Source organism: Cryobacterium sp. N19 (assembly GCF_002929595.1).
Taxonomy (GTDB): domain Bacteria; phylum Actinomycetota; class Actinomycetes; order Actinomycetales; family Microbacteriaceae; genus Cryobacterium; species Cryobacterium flavum.
Map to the genome: position 1 here is coordinate 223789 of NZ_PJJR01000053.1, position 17449 is coordinate 241237.

The window sequence follows — 17449 nt, forward strand, 5'->3', positions numbered from 1 at the left end:
CGATGAAAAATAGTACTGGAGGAAAACAGCAGTGCCCCGCCCGCGCACCGAAATGCGGGGGTGGGGCACCGGCAGGCTATGAGAGTAGCAGCAGGCCGTTGGTCTTCTCGCGTGCCACGGTGAAACGCTCCTGAACGTTCGCCCAGTTGGCGATGTTCCAGAATGCCTTGACGTAGTCCGCCCGCACATTGCGGTAGTCGAGGTAGTAGGCGTGCTCCCAGACATCGAGCATGAGTACCGGAACGGTACCAGCAGCGAAGTTGGACTGCTGGTCGAAGAACTGCTGGATGATGAGGCGCTGGCCGATGGAGTCCCAGGCCAGAACTGCCCAGCCGGAACCCTGCACGCCCAGGGCGGCAGCGGTGAAGTGCGCCTGGAACTTGTCGAAGGAACCGAAGTTGTCATCGATAGCTGCGGCGAGCTCGCCAACCGGCTTGTCTCCGCCGTTCGGGGAGAGGTTGGTCCAGAAGATGGAGTGGTTGACGTGGCCGCCGAGGTTGAAGGCGAGGTCCTTCTCCAGCTTGTTCACGTTGGCGAGGCTGCCGCTGTCGCGGGCCTCGGCGAGCTGGGTCAGCGCGGTGTTTGCGCCGGTGACATACGCCTGGTGGTGCTTGCCGTGGTGAAGTTCCATGATGGTGCCGCTGATGCTGGGCTCGAGAGCCGCATAGTCATAGTCAAGGGTGGGCAGGGTGTATTCGGCCATTACTTATCTCCTTGTGAGTTGTGCCACCGCACCGGGTGCGGCAGCGTTGTAAGCGACGATTCAGTCTACCCGCGAGGCCTGCGCGGCACAGAATTCGTCACCTCGCGCGTCGGGATCGCACGATTTACCGGGGCGAAACGTCATCGGGGTGAACCGGGTAGTCAACGTCGGTTCCTTCGACGCCGAGCTCGACCGCTTTCTTGTCGGCCATGGCCAGCAGGCGACGAATTCGACCGGCGACGGCATCTTTGGTCATGGGCGGGTCGGCGTGATGGCCGAGCTCGTCGAGGCTGGAGTCGCGAAAGTTGAGGCGCAGGTCTCCGGCGTAGCGCAGGTGCTTGGGAATATCTTCGCCGAGAATGTCCATGGCACGCTGCACCCGAGCGCAGGCGGCGACGGCCGCCTCGGCGGAACGACGCAGGTTGGCGTCGTCGAAGTTGACCAGGCGGTTGGCGGTGGCGCGCACTTCGCGACGCTGACGCAGGGTTTCCCAGTTGAGTACCGTGTTGGTGGCGCCCATGTGCACGAGCATGGCGCCAATGGCGTCACCGTCGCGGATCACGACGCGGTGCACTCCGCGCACTTCGCGTGCCTTGGCCGCGACACCCAGCCGGCCGGCCGCTCCAACCAGTGCCATGGCCGCCTCGTTGCCAGGGCAGATCACCTCGAGGGCCGCAGAGCGCCCCGGGTCGGTCAAGGTGCCGTGGGCGAGAAAGGCTCCGCGCCAGACGGCTGCGATCTCTTCTCGCGAGCCCGTGGTCAGCCGGTTCGGCAGACCGCGAATCGGTCGGCGACGGGCATCCAGCAGGCCGGTCTGGCGTGCGAGCGTCTCCCCGCCCTCGATCACCTGCACGAGGTAGTGGCTGGACTGACGGATGCCGGTGGCGGCAATGACCTGCAGGGCGCTGCGCACCCCGTACAACTCGGCAAGATCTTTGCGAACCCGGCGAGCCAGAATGGCGGTATCGAGTTCGGACTCGATCGCGATGCGGCTGCTGATCATGTGCAATCCGCCGGAGAATCGGAGAATCGTGGCCAATTCGGCCGCGCGCACGGTGGTCTTGGAGACCTCCACGCGCGAAAGTTCTTCTTTAACGTCGGCGGTGAGTGCCAATCGCTTTTCCATTCTGTTGATCAGTTGCGTTACGTCTGAGTGATAAAAGCCCGGGGAGCCGGATGCTGCGCCCGGGCTCGCTTATTCGCGTCCGAGGTCGCGGTGCTTGATATTGACCGCGACTCCGGGAAGTTGTTCGAGTCGAGAAGCCAGTTCTCTAGCCATGGCAACGGAGCGGTGCTTGCCCCCTGTGCAGCCGATGCCGATAGTGGCGTGACGTTTATTTTCCCGCTGGTATCCCGCCAGCACCGGCGCCATGGCGGCGGCGTAGTGGTCGATGAAATCGAGGGCACCAATTTGGGCAAGTACAAAGTCTCTCACCTCCGGGTCAATGCCGGTGTGCGCGCGCAACTCGGGGATCCAGAAGGGGTTCGGCAGGAATCGGGCATCCGCCACCAGATCGACGTCGGTCGGCAGCCCGTACTTGAAACCGAAGCTCAAAATGGTCAGCTGCACACCCGCTCGCCCCTCGGCCGCAAACCGTTCGGTGATCGTCGTCGCGAGCTGGTGCACGTTGAGATCGGAGGTGTCAATGACGAGGTCACTCGACTCCCGAACGGCGAGCAGCCGGGAGCGCTCGGCAGCAATGCCGTCGAGCAGGGTGCCATCGCCCTGCAGCGGATGCGGGCGGCGCACGGATTCAAACCGGCGCACCAGCGCGTCGTCCCTGGCTTCCAGAAAGATGACCTGGACCTGGGTGTTGCTGCGGAGTTGTTGCACGGTTTCGAGGAAATCGCCGAACAAATCGCGGCCGCGGATGTCGACGACTGCGGCGATTTTGGGCAGATTCGTACCAGCCCGTTCGACCAGATCAACCAGGGGCCGCAGCATTTGCGGCGGAAGATTGTCGACGACGTACCAGTCCAGGTCTTCCAACGCGTTGGCTACGGTGGAGCGTCCCGCCCCGGACATTCCCGTGACGATCAGCACTTCCTGCTTGTCGGGGTCCGTAGTCATTCGTGGAAATCGCCTTAATGAGAAGTTGGTGGATAGTCAAGCCTACCCAGCGCCGGACGTTTTCGGTTGCGTTCAGGCGTTCAGGTGTTTAGGAGCGCAGGTGCGCGTGGATGGACTCGGCCAGCACGGGGCCGATGCCGCGGACATCCGCTATTTCGGCCGCCGAAGCGACCTTGAGGCGCGCCACCGAGCCGAAATGTTGCAACAGAACTTTCACCCGGGCCGGCCCGAGCCCCGCGATTTCGCCGAGAATCGAGTTGATGTCTTTCTTGCGCCGAATGCGCTGGTGGGTGATTGCGAACCGGTGGGCTTCATCACGAATGCGCTGGATCAGAAACAGCGCGTCGCTGTTGCGCGGCAGGATTACCGGGTAGTCGGAATCGGGGAGCCAGATTTCTTCAAGCCGTTTGGCGATTCCGCACAGTTGAATTCCGGTGACGCCCGATTCGGCGAGGGCCCGTTTGGCGGCGGCAACCTGCGGCTGGCCTCCGTCGACAATGAGCAGGTTTGGCTGGTATTTGAATTTGGCACGCTTCTGTTCGACCTGAATGATGTCGGTCGTAGTGGCGTCAACGACCACGGCATCCGCTGCCAATGTTTCGGGCTTCAGGTAGGCCAGTCTTCTGGTGAGGATCTGGTAGATCGAGTCGGTGTCGTCGGTTGATTCGGGAATGTTGAAGCGGCGGTATTCGTCTTTGCGGGGAAGCCCGTCCTCGAAGACGACCATGGACGCGACGATGTTGGTGCCGCTGAGGTGCGATACGTCGTAGCATTCCATTCGCAGCGGGGCGGCTGGCATTTCGAGAGCGTCCTGGATGTCTTCGAGCGCTTTGGAGCGTGCCACGAAGTCCGAGCTGCGACGGGTTTTGTAGAGCATGAGCGCCTGCTTGGCGTTGTTGCCGGCTGTGACCAGCAGGGCAGCCTTCTCCCCGCGCTGCGCTGCCACGAGGCGCACCTTGCGACCGGCGAGGTCGGCCAGCCAGGTTTCGAGGGCTTCGGCATCGTCGGGCAGTTCGGGGAGTACGATTTCGCGCGGCGGCAGGGCGTCGTGGTTGTAGGCGGTCTGCATCATGGAATCGATGAGTTCGCTCCTGGTGACGTCGAGTTCTTTGTCGACCATCCAGCCGCGCACACCACGGATGCGCCCGCCGCGCACGATGAACAGCTGCACGGCGGCTGCGAGTTCGTCCTGCTCGACCGCGAACAGGTCGATGTCGACGTTGTCGCGCAGCACGACGGCGCTCTTCTCGAGCACGGCGTTGAGCGCTCGCACCTGGTCGCGTCGTTTCGCAGCGATCTCATACTGCTGCGCCAAGGCGGCGTCCTTCATCTGCTGAGTGAGTTCGTTGATGAGCTTCTTGTCGTGGCTGCCCATGAAGCTGACGAACTCGTTGACGATCGTGCGGTGGTCCTCGATCGATACCAGTCCGGAGCAGGGGCCAAAGCACCGCCCGATCTGGCCGGCGAAGCACGGCTTGCCGCTCTGCATGGCCCGCTTGTAATTGGCGTTGTTGCAGGTACGGATGGGGAAGGCCTTGAGCATGAGCTCGATGGTCTCGTGAACGGCCCAGACCTTGGGGTACGGCCCGAAATAGCGGGCACCTTTGATGCCCTCGGTGCGGGTGACCAAGGCCCGTGGCGCCTCGTCGGCGAGGGTGACCGCGAGGTACGGGTAGGACTTGTCGTCCTTGAACTGCACGTTAAACGGCGGATCGAACTCGTTGATCCACATCCATTCGAGCTGCAGGGCCTCGACCTCGGTGCCGACGACAGTCCACTCGACGCCGGTGGCCGTGGTGACCATGCGGCGGGTGCGTTCGTGCAGGCTGTGGAGGGGGGCGAAATAGTTGCTCAGCCGAGCCCGCAGGTTCTTGGCCTTACCGACATAAAGGATACGCCCGGTCGCGTCGCGAAAACGGTAGACCCCGGGGGTCGTGGGAATCTCGCCCGTTTTCGGGCGATAGCTCAGGGCATCAGACATGGCCGTGAGGCCGCCTAGCCGGCAGCCAGGACCTCCTTCAGGAAGGAACCGGTGAAGCTCGTCTTGACCGTGGCGAGGTGCTCCGGCGTACCGGTGGCGAGTACCTTACCGCCGCCGGAACCGCCCTCCGGGCCGAGGTCGATGACCCAGTCGGCAGACTTGATGACGTCGAGGTTGTGTTCGATGACAATGACGGTGTTGCCCTTGTCGACGAGGCTGTTGAGCACGAGCAGCAGTTTGCGCACGTCTTCGAAGTGCAGCCCGGTGGTGGGCTCATCGAGCACGTAGACGCTGCGGCCGTTGGAACGCCGCTGCAGCTCGGTCGCGAGCTTCACCCGCTGAGCTTCGCCGCCGGACAGGGTGGTGGCGCTCTGACCGAGGCGTACGTAGCCGAGTCCGACCTCCACCAGGGTCTTGAGGAAGCGATGGATCGACGAGATCGGTTCGAAGAAGTCGGCCGCCTCGCTGATCGGCATATCGAGTACCTCTGCGATGTTCTTGCCCTTGTAGTGCACGGTGAGGGTGTCGCGGTTGTAACGGTCTCCCCCGCACACCTCGCACGCGACGTAAACGTCGGGCAGAAAGTTCATCTCGATCTTGATGGTGCCGTCCCCCGAGCAGGCTTCGCAGCGCCCGCCCTTGACGTTGAAGCTGAACCGGCCGGGGAGGTAACCGCGGGTCTTCGATTCGATGGTTTCCGAGAACAGGGTGCGGATCTTGTCGAACACACCGGTGTAGGTGGCTGGGTTGGAGCGTGGCGTGCGGCCGATGGGCGCCTGGTCGACGTGGATGACCTTGTCGAGCTGCTCGAGGCCTGTGACCCTGGTGTGCTTGCCCGGCAGCTTGCGGGCGCCGTTGAGCCGGTTGGCGAGCACCCGGTAGAGGATGTCATTGACGAGCGAAGATTTGCCGGAGCCACTCACCCCGGTGACCGCGGTGAAGGTGCCGAGCGGGAAGGTCACCGACACTTTCTGCAGATTGTTGGCCTCGGCGCCGGTGACGCCGATCAGGCGCTCCGGGTCGATCGGGCGTCGGGTTTTCGGGATGGCGATGGACTTGCGCCCGGCCAGGTAGTCGCCGGTAAGGGACTTGGTGTTGGCGAGCAGGCCTTCGTAGGAGCCGGAGTGCACGACGTGCCCGCCATTAACGCCGGCGCCAGGGCCGATGTCAACGATCCAGTCGGCGGTCTTAATGGTGTCTTCGTCGTGCTCGACCACGATGAGCGTGTTGCCGAGGTCGCGCAGGGTCACGAGGGTCTCGATCAGGCGCCGGTTGTCGCGCTGGTGCAGGCCGATGCTGGGTTCATCGAGCACGTAGAGCACGCCGGTGAGCCCTGAGCCGATCTGCGTCGCCAAGCGGATGCGCTGCGCCTCACCGCCCGAGAGGGTCGCCGCGGCCCGGGACAGGTTGAGGTAGTTCAGGCCCACCCGAATCAGAAAGTCGAGGCGTGCCCGAATCTCGCGCAGCACCTGGGCGGCGATGGCGGCCTCCCGGTCGGTGAGGGTGAGCTTGTCCATGAACGCGCGAGCGTCGGTCAAACTGAGTGCACAGACATCCGCGATGCTCGCTTCGTGAACGAGCACGGCGAGCACCTCGGGCTTGAGCCTGGTGCCGTTGCAGACGTGGCAGTCGACCTCACGCAGGTATTCGGACCAGCGCTGACGCTGGGTGTCGCTGTCGGCCTGCAGGTACTGGCGTTCAATGTAGGGCACAACACCCTCGAACCCGGAGGTGTAGCTCATCTCCCGGCCGTAGCGGTTTTTCCACTTGACCCGCACCTCAAAGTTGTCGCCGCGCATGACGGCGTTCTGTACCTCGGTGGTGAGCTCACCCCAGGGCGTGTCCAGCGAGAAGTCGAGGTCGCGGGCGAGGCCGTCGAGCAGCTTCTCGTAGTACTGGAACAGGCCCTTGCCCTGGGTGGTCCAGGGCAGCACGACACCCTCGGCGATGCTCAGATCGGGGTCACCGAGCAACAGGTCTTCATCGACGGACATGCGGGTTCCGAGCCCTGAACACTCCGGGCAGGCGCCGAACGGCGCGTTGAAGGAGAAGGTGCGCGGTTCAATTTCGGTGAGCTGAACCGGGTGGTTATTCGGGCAGGACAGCTTCTCGGAGTAGTTCTGCCAGGCCTTGTCGCCCTCTTCGTCGAGAAAATTGATCTGCACGAGCCCGTCGGTGAGTTTGAGGGCTGTTTCAAGCGAGTCGGTGAGGCGGGAAAGCAGCTCAGGGCCGGCGACGAGCCGGTCGACGATGACCGCGATATCGTGCTTCTGTTGCTTCTTGAGAATCGGCGGTTCGCTCAGCTGAATCTGAGTGCCATCGACAATCGCGCGGGAGTAGCCGCCGCCAGCCAGTTCCTGGAACAGGTCGACGAACTCGCCCTTCTTCTGCGAGACGACCGGGCTGACCACCTGGTAGCGAATGCCAGCCTTCAGTTCCATGAGCTGGTCGGCGATCTGCTGCACGGTCTGAGACTGGATGATCTCGCCGCAGGTGGCGCAGTGGGGCACGCCAATGCGGGCCCAGAGCAGGCGCATGTAATCATAGATTTCGGTGATGGTACCGACCGTGGACCGCGGGTTACGGTTGGTGGATTTCTGGTCGATCGACACGGCCGGGCTCAGGCCCTCGATGAAGTCGACGTCGGGCCGGTCGACCTGGCCGAGGAACTGCCGGGCGTAGGCCGAGAGTGACTCGACGTAGCGGCGCTGGCCCTCGGCGAAGATGGTGTCGAAGGCGAGCGACGACTTTCCCGACCCCGACAGTCCGGTGAAGACCACGAGCGAGTCGCGTGGAATCTCCAGATCCACGTTGTGGAGATTGTGCACGCGGGCTCCGCGCACACTGAGTTTCGGACCTGTTTCTACCTTGGTAATCGACACCCATCGAGTCTATGCAACGCCGCTGACAGTCTTGTACCGGCGACGCCTTTCACCTGCGGATTGCGCTCATGGCATGTGTTGTGCCGCCGCGAGGCCGTTGCACAGAGTCGTGACTTCGGCGACACCCGCAACGATTTCTTACGTCGGATTGCCGGGTATGTATATACTCGGTAATTATTAGCAGCGTCGAATTATCGGAGGTCGTATGTCCGTTCGCCAGAGTCTTCTCGCCATCCTGAACCAGGGGCCGTGCTACGGCTACCAGTTGCGGGCCGAGTTCGACCGTCGGACCGGGTCGACCTGGCCGCTGAACGTCGGCCAGATCTACAACACCCTCGACCGGCTCGAGCGGGACGGCCTGGTGCAGAAGGCCGACATTGACGCCGATGGTCAGAACTACGTTGAGATAACGTACGCCGGCCGCGCGGAGGTCGCCGAGTGGCTCGGCTCCCCCGTGGTGCGCACCATGGCGACCCGCGACGAGCTCGCGATCAAGCTTGCGATTGCGGTCACGCTGCCCGGCGTGGATATTGCCCAGGTGATTCAGGTGCAGCGCACCGCGACAATGCGCACCCTGCAGGAACTGACGCGCACCAAGAACGCTACCGCTGACCCGGAATCGTCGGAGCAGCTGGCCTGGCTGCTCGTGATCGATTCTCTCATCTTCGCGGCCGAGGCCGAGGCGCGCTGGCTCGATCACTCCGAAAGCCGGCTCACCCGGGCGCGAGCCGCCGGTCTCGCCGATCCCCTGCCGCTCAACACAGACGTTCCCAAGCGCGGACGACCGGCCAAGACGGTGCAGGCCAACGCATGACCGGCCACGCCGCTGACAGCGACATTCTGCTGCAGCTCGACGGTGTCTCGATGCAGTACGGCCGGGGCGAGACCGCGATCACGGCCCTGGCTGGCGTCGACCTGTCGGTGAGCCGCGGCGAGCTTGTGGCGGTGATGGGGGCATCCGGTTCGGGAAAGTCGACGCTGCTCACCGTGGCCGGCGGACTCACCCCGCCGACGTCGGGCGAGGTCGTCGTGGAAGGGCACTGGCTCAGCCAGCTCTCGGCCCGCGAGCTCGCGACGCTGCGTCGCCGCAGCCTCGGCTTCGTCTTTCAGGACTTCAACCTGATTCCCTCGTTGACCGCGCTCGAAAACGTGAGCCTGCCGCTCGAACTCGACGGCTGGACTTCGAAGAAGGCGCACCGCCCGGCCCTCGACGCCCTCACTATCGTCGAGCTCGGTGACCGGGCCGGGCATTTTCCCTCTGACCTGTCCGGTGGCCAGCAGCAGCGCGTCGCCATTGCCCGCGCGGTCGTCGGCGGTCGGTCGTTGATTCTCGCCGATGAGCCCACCGGCGCCCTCGACAGCACGACCGGTGAACTCGTCTTGCGGATGCTGCGCTCCCGAGTCGACGCCGGTGCCGGCGGCATTCTGGTCACCCACGATGCCCGCCACGCGGCGTGGGCGGACCGGATCGTCTTTCTACGCGACGGGCGCATCGTGGACGAGTCGCGGGCATCCGCTGTATCGAGCCTGTTGACCGGACTACAGGCATGAGTGGTGACGGGGGGTCGCTTGCGGGCAAACGCTCGGGCGGAACGCTCATTGCGTTTCGGATTGCTCGCCGCATGGCCGGGCAATCACGCGGTCGCAGCGCGTTGATCGCTCTGCTCGTCGCGATTCCGGTGCTCGGGATGGTCGGAATCACCACGGTAACCGCGAGCAATGTCGCGACCCCCGCCGAACGTGTCAAGCTCGAGCTCGGGTCGACCGAGGCGCGGGTCAGAATCGTCGCAGCGCCGGACGCGAAATTCACCCAAGACCCGCTGAACGACGGGCACTGGGGCTACCGCGACGAGGCGGCGCGTGCCGATGCCGCGCAGTCCATCGAGCCGCAGCCCGTCACGGTTGCTTCGCTGTTTACCGCCGACACCCGTTTGCTCTCCATTCGATCGACCGCCGTCGTGGTGGAGACGAAAGACGGGCTCGGGTCGTTTCCGGCCGTGCAGGGACAGCCGTGGGACCCGTCCTTCGTCGGAAAATGGGATGTGACGGCGGGAACACGACCGACCGCTGACGACGAGATCATGGTGACCGCTGCCGCCCTCGAACGGCTCGGAGCAAAGATCGGGTCGAAGGCCGTGATCACGGCGCCTATCGCCGAATCATTCACCATTGTTGGCACGATTCACACCGCGAGTCTCGACGACGCTGCGGTATCGTTCTACGGCATGCCCGCAGTCTTCGACGGCGTAATGCCCGACGATGACGACCTGCTAACTGAGTGGTACTTGCCCGACACCCCGCTCACCTGGAGCCAGATCGGCGAGCTCAACCCGCGCGGCGCCACCGTGCTGTCGCGCACCGTTCTGCTCGACCCCCCGCCGGTGGGCAGCTACATCTATAGCTATGGCGATACCTCGAACACCTCCATGAACTTGTTCATCGCCCTGCTCGGCGGATTCGCCCTGTTCGAGGTGGCCCTGCTCGCGGGCGCCGCCTTTACCGTCGGCGCCCGCACCCAGCAGCGCACTCTCGCGACCCTCGCGAGCGTCGGCGGCGACAAGCGGATGCTGTTTCGCGTCATGTCCTTCGGCGGCGTCATCCTCGGCGCCCTCGGAGCGGCACTGGGAACCGTACTCGGCCTCGCCGGCGCCTGGATCTTCATGCAGATTTCGGCGAACGGCAGCGCGGCCCGGTATCCGGGGTTTCACCTCGATCTGGTGTCGCTGCTCGTCATCGCGGTCTTCGCTGTGCTCGCCGGCTGGTGCGCTGCCGCGGTTCCGGCCCGGGCTGCCGGCCGGATCGACGTTTTGGCCGCCCTGCGTGGTGCCCAGCGCCCGCCGCGGGTCACGCGCCGCCGCCCGGTTGCTGGACTCGTTCTACTGACCCTCGGTGCGGTCATCGCCGTCACCGGCGGAGTGGTCGAGCTCGCCGCCTACGCACCCGTTTACCAGATAGCACTGGCCAACTTCGGGATCGCCCTCATTGTCGCCGGCCCTGTGATCATGCAGATCGGGGCGGTCTTCATCGCTCCCCTGATTCTGCGGTGGGCTGCCCGCGTGGCATCCCGGTTCGGACCAGGCGCACGGCTTGCGACCCGCGATGTGGCGCGAAACCCCGGGCGGAGCGTACCGGCACTCGCGGCCATCATGAGCTGCGTCTTCGTGGCGACCTTTGCGATGAGTCTCATTTCAACGATGCAGGTGAATTCGACCAGTGGCTACACCTACAGCGCCCCGCTGGACACAGCATCGGTGAGTCTCATGACTACCCAGAATGAACCGCCCTACGACCGAGTGTTGCAAACCACGGGGCCCGACGTCGTTGCCGCCGTTGAGAGCAGTTTTCCGAGCGCTCAGGCCAGACTGCTAAGAAGTGCAGAGGACCCGCCGATGGGCTTCGGCGACGCGGCTACCGACGGGACAACCGCGGATGCGCCCACCTTCGCCTACCCACGGATCGACGCCGACACGGTGTGCCCGAGTGATTCAACTCGAATGGACGCCAGTCATGAGGACACGCCTACCGACATCCGCTGCCCTACTCCATACTTTCTCGACACGATGATGAACTCGAGTATCAACGACCACATCTGGGTGGGCGATCTGGCGGACTTCGACGCGATTCTCGGCGAACCCGTGTCGGCGGAGTCCCGAGCAACGCTCACCGCTGGTGGAGGTGTCGCTACCTATGAGCAGTACGTCGTTGACGGAGAAATCCGTATCGACTGGGTCACGGAGCTCAACTCCGTTCTGGAGCCAGCTCGCAGCGTGTCACTGGCCGGGAGCGTGCAGGAGCCCGAGAATCCGCTGCCCTACGCCGTTTTCATGCTGACGTCCACGGCCGACGCGTCAAACCTGAACTACCGGCCGTCAATGGTCGTCAGCAGCATCGGCGCGAGCCCGACCCAGGCAGAATATGACCATGCCCAAGGTGCACTCGCCGCCATTTCGCCGGGGTTCAACCTGCAAACGGAGACGGGCCCGGAGGCGTATGGAGCGACCTGGACCTGGGCCCTGCTCGCCTTGACGGCGATCATCGCCCTGGTCACGGCGTCGATCACCATCGGACTCGCCCGCGCCGATGGGCACCGAGACAATGCCGTGCTCACCTCCCTTGGGACATCACCGCGGGTGCGCCGGGCCTTCGGGTTCTGGCAGGCCGTGGTGATCGTGGGCCTCGGCAGCGTCATTGGGGTGCTGCTCGGTTTGGTGCCGTCACTCGCGCTGTCGCTGACCCGGGACACGGCGGGGCTCTCGTTGCTGCCGTTCACTCCCCCGTGGCTGCAACTTGCCCTGATCGTGGTGGCGCTCCCGGCGCTCGTGGCGGTCGGCGGTGCACTCACGGCCGGCAGTAACCGCGCCCGGTTCAGCAACCGGGCGATGTTCGACTGATCCGGCCGGCGGCATCCGCTCTCGTGGCACTCGCTTGAGAAGTTGGCACGTGTTTGAACCAGTGCCAGCTTCCCAAACACGTGCCACGAGGGGTGTGCGACCGGCGGCTACTGCAGGTGGCCGGCCTTCTCCATCTGGCGGAGTTCGCGCTTGAGTTCAGAGAGCTCATCGCGCAGACGGGCGGCGAGCTCGAACTTGAGCTCTCCGGCGGCCTCGAGCATCTGTCCGTTAAGGTCGGCGATGATCGACTCCAGATCGTTGGCACCGTTGGCGGCTAGGCCGACCCGACGGTTGGGCGTCGACGTCTTGCGCCGGGCATCGCGGCCGGCCAGGAGCTCGGCGGTGTCGGCCTCCTCGCGAGCGAGCGCTTCGGTGATGTCGCCAATGCGTTTGCGCAGCGGGGTCGGGTCGATGCCGTGCAGGGTGTTGTACGCAACCTGCTTCTCTCGCCGACGGTCGGTCTCGTCGATCGCCTTCTCCATCGAGGCGGTGAGCCGGTCGGCGTACATGTGCACCTCGCCGGACACGTTACGGGCGGCACGCCCGATCGTCTGAATAAGGGACGTCGCCGAGCGCAGGAAACCCTCCTTGTCGGCATCGAGAATGGCGACGAGCGACACCTCGGGCAGGTCGAGGCCCTCACGCAGCAGGTTGATGCCGACGAGTACGTCGTAAATGCCGGCGCGCAGTTCGGTGAGCAACTCGACCCGGCGCAGGGTGTCGACATCGGAGTGCAGGTAACGTACCCGCACGCCGGCCTCAGTGAGAAAGTCGGTAAGGTTCTCGGCCATCTTCTTGGTGAGCGTTGTGACCAGCACGCGCTCGTTGCGTTCGGTGCGCTTCTTGATCTCTTCGAGCAGGTCGTCGATCTGGCCCTTGCTCGGCTTCACGATGATCTGCGGGTCGATCAGGCCGGTCGGGCGGATGATCTGCTCGACAATGCCATCCGCAATGCCCATCTCGTACTTGCCGGGCGTCGCCGACAGGTACACCGTCTGGCCGACCCGATTCTTGAACTCGTCGAACTTGAGCGGACGGTTATCGAGCGCGCTCGGCAGGCGAAAGCCGTGGTCGACCAGGGTGCGCTTGCGCGAGGAGTCGCCCTCATACATGGCACCGATCTGCGGCACGGTCACGTGCGACTCGTCGATGACCATGAGAAAGTCGTCGGGAAAATAGTCCAGCAGGCAGTGCGGGGCCTCCCCCGGTTCGCGCGCATCGATGTGGCGGGAGTAGTTCTCAATGCCGGAGCAGAATCCGATCTGCTCCATCATCTCGAGGTCGAAGGTGGTGCGCATACGCAGTCGCTGGGCTTCGAGCAGCTTGCCTTCACGTTCGAGCACTTCGAGGCGTTCGGCCAGTTCGATCTCGATGGTACCGATCGCCCGACGCATAACGTCATCGCTCGCAACGTAGTGCGAGCCAGGAAACACCGAGACCGAGTCGAGCTTCTTGACGATATCGCCGGTGAGCGGATGCAGGCTGTACAGGCCTTCGATCTCGTCGCCGAACATCTCGATGCGAATGGCGAGCTCTTCGTACATCGGGATGATCTCGATGGTGTCGCCGCGCACCCGGAAATTGCCCCGCGAGAAATCGACATCGTTGCGCTTGTACTGCATGGCCACAAATTTGCGCACCAACCAGTCGCGGCTGACCTTCTGACCGACCTGCAGGGCGATCATGGCATCGAGATAGCCCTGCGGCGTACCGAGACCGTAGATGCACGACACCGTCGACACCACGATCACGTCCCGGCGGCTCAGCAACGAGTTGGTGGTGGAATGCCGCAATCGTTCGACTTCCTCGTTGATCGAAGAGTCCTTCTCGATAAAAGTGTCGGTCTGCGGAACGTAGGCCTCGGGCTGATAGTAGTCGTAATACGAGACGAAGTACTCGACCGCGTTGTTGGGCATGAGGTCGCGGAACTCATTGACCAGCTGCGCCGCGAGGGTCTTGTTGTGGGCCAGAACGAGCGTCGGGCGTTGCACCTGCTCGATCAGCCAGGCCGTCGTGGCGGACTTACCGGTACCGGTAGCACCAAGCAGCACGATGTCGGTTTCGCCGGCATTGATTCGGGCAGCCAGGTCGGCGATCGCCGCCGGCTGGTCGCCGCTCGGCGTGTACTCACTGACCACTTCAAACGGATTCACAGAGCGCGTGGGTTCCATGCTTCCATTCTACAAAGGGGGTCTGACACTCAGCTTTGCGCGCTCGACCCCTGCGAGCGAATGCCGGCGCTCGCCGCACTCTTGTCGGCCTCGGCAGTGAGCACGCCCTCCCAGAGCGCGTCAACCTGAATCAGTGTCGCGTCGAGGCCACCCGTGTTGTCGATCACGACGTCGGCCAAGGCCAGACGTTCTGCGTCACTGGCCTGCGCCGAGATGCGATGGGTCGCGTCCTCGCGGGTCAGGCCGCGCAGGTCCACCATGCGCTGGATTCTGGTGGCAGCATCCGCGTGCACGACGACGATCACGTCAAACGTGACCAGGCCGCCGGCCTTGGCTTCGGCCAGCAGCGGAACGTCGTAGACGACGATGGCGTGCGGGTCAGCCGCAGCGGCTTCGGCCACCCGGTCGCGGGTGAGCTGTCGCACCGCCGGATGCGTGATGGCATTCAGCCGTTCTCGCCGCACCGGGTCGGTAAAGATGATGGCGCCAAGCGCCCGCCGGTTCAGGCTGCCGTCGGGCAGCAACAGGTCGGAGCCGAACTCTTCAGCAATCGCCGCCAGTGCCGGGGTGCCGCGTTCAACAACTTCGCGGGCGAGACGGTCGGCGTCGATCCCGACGGCGCCCAGCTCACTGAGACGCTGTGCTACGGTGCTCTTGCCCGAGGCGATTCCGCCGGTCAGCCCAATCAGATACATCCCGTCAGACTATCTGTTTCGCCCGCGGACGGCACAGGGAGCATCCACTCAGTCGAGAGCCCGTTTGATCTCTGCCAGGAGCGCGTCCCGATTGAAGTCGGGTTTGTTCATTGTCACGACGGGCTGGGCCGGGTCGCTGTCGATCGTGTCCTGTTCATCGTCGGTGATCTTTCCCGCCGACAGGACCAGCACCGGAATGTACTGAGTACTGGCATGGTCCTGCAGCGCCCGCACAATCTTGAACCCGCCGAGGTGCTCCATCATGAGATTGATCAGAATCAGGTCGGGCGTCAACTTGAGCGCATCAGAGATGGCGGCCTCGCCCGACGACGAGGATTCGACGCGGTAGGCCGGCTCTTCCAAATACGAAGTGACCTGGTCGACGGTTTGGCGGTCTTCATCGACAATGAGGATGCACCGTGTATGTGCCCGGTCAGGGCGTAACCCAAGCAGGGTGAGCGAGTTCTGCAATTCGACCCGCTGCAGCGGCTTTTCGAGCACAGCCGCGGCACCGCGACTTAATGCCATACTCATGTCGGCCAATCCGGCAATGACCACGACGGGGATGGAGGCCAGTTCCGGAGAATCGTGGAGCTTCAGTAGAAACTTCCAGCCGTCCATTCCCGGCAGCTGCACGTCGAGGGTGATCAGGCTTAGCGGCACTCCCTGTGCGAGATCGAGCGCTTCCTCGCCGCTTGCCGCTGCAATCACCTGGAAGCCTTCTGCTTCCAGGAGCAACCGAACGAGCTTGGCGGATTTGGCGTCGTCCTCAACCACCAAAGCCGTCGGGCTTCCGCTCGGGACAGTCGAACCCGCGACTGTCTGCGAGAAACCCTGACGGTCGACATTCGAGTCAGCATTGGCCGCCGCGATCAGATCCTGCGTGGCGTGTTGAAGCAGCGCGTCGCCATTGTCGTTCTCGGGCTCGCGGCCGGCGTCGGACTCTGCCCGTTCTGGTTCGAATGATGCATCGGAGTTCTCCGCGCGGATCTCTGCTCGCTCAGTATTGCTTTCCGCGGTCAGTGACGGTTGGGCCGTCGCTGCGGACAGATCATGGCGCGGCAACCAGACGCCGAAGGTTGCGCCTTCGTTCAGAGATCCCTCCACACCGACCCTGCCCTCTTGCAGCTCGGCCAGCAATTTCACCATGGCCAGGCCTACGCCGTTGCCGCTTGACTTCCACGCGGCGTCGAATTCCCCGTGTCGCAGGGGAAGGAACAAGGCAGGCAGATCCGCCTCGGAGATTCCGACCCCGGAGTCCGTCACTCGAATTTCCAGAAACTCCGCAAAACCGGACTCTGGTAAAGGTGACGACCAGTGTGGGCGATGTCCGTCGAGGAAGCCGACGGAACTGCGCGGCACAATCCGCGCCTGCACGGATACGTCCTCGCCCTTGCTGGCAATAACGGCATTGCCCAGCAGGACCGCCAGAATCTGTCCGGTGGTGTCGGTGTCGAGCGGAAAGTCCCCCACCTGCTCAGTACCGTTGACAGCGACCGAAACTGCGGGGTCTCCGCTCTGATCGACCAACGCGGCGCTGGCGACCAGCAGGCCGTGCACGGCGACGAGTTCATAGTAGAAGTCGACGTTGCCGGTTTCAACCGTGGACATGCTGATGAGTTCTTTGAGCAAGGACAGCAGGTGGGCGGTGTCAGCGCAGATGCCGTCGACTCTGCGTTGCTGCACCTCGTTCAACGTACCGTCAACCCCACTGCTCAGCGCCTTGGCCGAAGAAACGATCGCCTGCAGCGGTGTCAGCACCTCGACCTTGGCGCGAGTCAGATACTCGGCCCGAGCAACATTCGCCTGCTCCATGGCGAAATTCTTCTCGAGGAGGGCGCGCTCGAACTTTTTGCTCTCGGTCACGTCTCTGGCTGCCGCGAAAACGCCCTGGACTCTGCGCTCACGATCCCGCAGAGTGGCCGCGTTGTACGAGACGACGGTTTCCGTGCCGTCAAAGGATCGCACCGTCAGCTCGTAATCAGTGATCCGGTCCTCCTTCAACACTCGGGCGATGGCGGTGTCGGCGCGCGTCGGATTGGTGAAGAAGTTGCGGCACGGAGCACCGATGAGTTCGTCCCGGGTGCGCCCGGTCAGGGCCACCATCTGGTGATTGACGTCGGTGATGACGCCCTTGGTATCGGTGGTCATGAGCGCATCAATGTTTGATTCGATCAGCGATCGAGTGTAAAACTGCTGGTCACGTAACCTTTCGTTGAGCACTTCAACCGACAACGATGCACCAGAACCGTCGGTGAAGCTCTGACTTCCCGACGGTGCCACAGGGGTTTGAAAATCGTCTTCGCCCCTGTTGTCAGCGCTGTCTGCAGGGTGAAAGGTGTTCATGGGCTCTCCGATGGGACTGTGAAGCTGTCGTGCACGTTCCCACCAGAAACAGGTTGTAACTAGGGAAATCCACATCCGTTCGACAATTTTGTTACTGTCGTGATGCCGACAAAAAAGAGGACGTTTCCTCACTATCAGGTATAGCACGAAGAGTTCCGTGAGTCGTGATCCTGACCAATTACCATCGGATATTGCGCGCGGTCGCGAGA

At 63.5% G+C, this 17449-nt stretch carries 11 protein-coding genes; 3 read left to right on the forward strand and 8 right to left on the reverse strand.

What is annotated here, in order from left to right; genetic code table 11:
- Positions 1 to 76: 76 nt before the first annotated feature.
- From CXY78_RS16895 to uvrA, 5 genes are all read right to left on the reverse strand, one after another.
- On the reverse strand, positions 77 to 703 hold the full coding sequence (locus CXY78_RS16895; RefSeq protein ID WP_104090360.1) for a superoxide dismutase: 627 nt from the start codon (positions 701 to 703) through the stop codon (positions 77 to 79).
- A gap of 124 nt (positions 704 to 827) precedes the next feature.
- The gene (gene whiA / locus CXY78_RS16900; RefSeq protein ID WP_104090362.1) at positions 828 to 1817 is read right to left on the reverse strand and encodes a DNA-binding protein WhiA; all 990 of its coding nucleotides are present in this window, start codon (positions 1815 to 1817) and stop codon (positions 828 to 830) included.
- 81 nt (positions 1818 to 1898) lie between these two features.
- The gene (gene rapZ / locus CXY78_RS16905; RefSeq protein ID WP_092340098.1) at positions 1899 to 2774 is read right to left on the reverse strand and encodes an RNase adapter RapZ; all 876 of its coding nucleotides are present in this window, start codon (positions 2772 to 2774) and stop codon (positions 1899 to 1901) included.
- Between the two features lie 88 nt (positions 2775 to 2862).
- Complete coding sequence (uvrC, locus tag CXY78_RS16910; protein ID WP_104090364.1) at positions 2863 to 4755, reverse strand: excinuclease ABC subunit UvrC; 1893 nt, start codon at positions 4753 to 4755, stop codon at positions 2863 to 2865.
- Positions 4756 to 4769: 14 nt separating this feature from the next.
- Positions 4770 to 7637: an excinuclease ABC subunit UvrA gene (gene uvrA / locus CXY78_RS16915; RefSeq protein WP_104090366.1), complete on the reverse strand. Its 2868-nt coding sequence runs from the start codon at positions 7635 to 7637 to the stop codon at positions 4770 to 4772.
- Positions 7638 to 7842: 205 nt separating this feature from the next.
- Between uvrA and CXY78_RS16920 the strand changes: the two genes are divergently transcribed.
- The 3 genes from CXY78_RS16920 to CXY78_RS16930 are packed head-to-tail and all read left to right on the forward strand — an operon-like array spanning position 7843 to position 12028.
- On the forward strand, positions 7843 to 8451 hold the full coding sequence (locus tag CXY78_RS16920) for a PadR family transcriptional regulator (protein ID WP_104090367.1): 609 nt from the start codon (positions 7843 to 7845) through the stop codon (positions 8449 to 8451).
- Complete coding sequence (locus CXY78_RS16925; protein WP_104090369.1) at positions 8448 to 9188, forward strand: ABC transporter ATP-binding protein; 741 nt, start codon at positions 8448 to 8450, stop codon at positions 9186 to 9188. The genes CXY78_RS16920 and CXY78_RS16925 overlap by 4 nt, the downstream gene beginning before the upstream one ends.
- Complete coding sequence (locus CXY78_RS16930) at positions 9185 to 12028, forward strand: FtsX-like permease family protein (protein ID WP_104090370.1); 2844 nt, start codon at positions 9185 to 9187, stop codon at positions 12026 to 12028. Before CXY78_RS16925 ends, CXY78_RS16930 begins: the two co-directional genes overlap by 4 nt.
- Before the next feature lie 107 nt (positions 12029 to 12135).
- Here CXY78_RS16930 and uvrB read toward each other — a convergent pair whose 3' ends face one another.
- From uvrB to CXY78_RS16945, 3 genes are read right to left on the reverse strand one after another with little or no spacing between them, the layout of a single operon-like run.
- A complete protein-coding gene (gene uvrB / locus CXY78_RS16935) occupies positions 12136 to 14199 on the reverse strand; it encodes an excinuclease ABC subunit UvrB (protein WP_104090372.1) in 2064 nt (687 codons plus the stop codon).
- 29 nt (positions 14200 to 14228) lie between these two features.
- Positions 14229 to 14894: a dephospho-CoA kinase gene (gene coaE / locus CXY78_RS16940; RefSeq protein WP_092340091.1), complete on the reverse strand. Its 666-nt coding sequence runs from the start codon at positions 14892 to 14894 to the stop codon at positions 14229 to 14231.
- Positions 14895 to 14942: 48 nt separating this feature from the next.
- Positions 14943 to 17240, reverse strand: coding sequence for a response regulator (locus CXY78_RS16945; protein ID WP_158253340.1), 2298 nt, complete (start codon positions 17238 to 17240; stop codon positions 14943 to 14945).
- Positions 17241 to 17449 lie beyond the last annotated feature (209 nt).

Coding starts and splice junctions, on each gene's coding strand:
- coaE (WP_092340091.1), bottom strand. CDS start 14,894: ATGTATCTGATTGGGCTGACCGGCGGAATCGCCTCGGGCAAGAGCACC.
- CXY78_RS16945 (WP_158253340.1), bottom strand. CDS start 17,240: ATGAACACCTTTCACCCTGCAGACAGCGCTGACAACAGGGGCGAAGAC.
- CXY78_RS16925 (WP_104090369.1), top strand. CDS start 8,448: ATGACCGGCCACGCCGCTGACAGCGACATTCTGCTGCAGCTCGACGGT.
- CXY78_RS16895 (WP_104090360.1), bottom strand. CDS start 703: ATGGCCGAATACACCCTGCCCACCCTTGACTATGACTATGCGGCTCTC.
- CXY78_RS16920 (WP_104090367.1), top strand. CDS start 7,843: ATGTCCGTTCGCCAGAGTCTTCTCGCCATCCTGAACCAGGGGCCGTGC.
- uvrB (WP_104090372.1), bottom strand. CDS start 14,199: ATGGAACCCACGCGCTCTGTGAATCCGTTTGAAGTGGTCAGTGAGTAC.
- uvrC (WP_104090364.1), bottom strand. CDS start 4,755: ATGTCTGATGCCCTGAGCTATCGCCCGAAAACGGGCGAGATTCCCACG.
- rapZ (WP_092340098.1), bottom strand. CDS start 2,774: ATGACTACGGACCCCGACAAGCAGGAAGTGCTGATCGTCACGGGAATG.
- CXY78_RS16930 (WP_104090370.1), top strand. CDS start 9,185: ATGAGTGGTGACGGGGGGTCGCTTGCGGGCAAACGCTCGGGCGGAACG.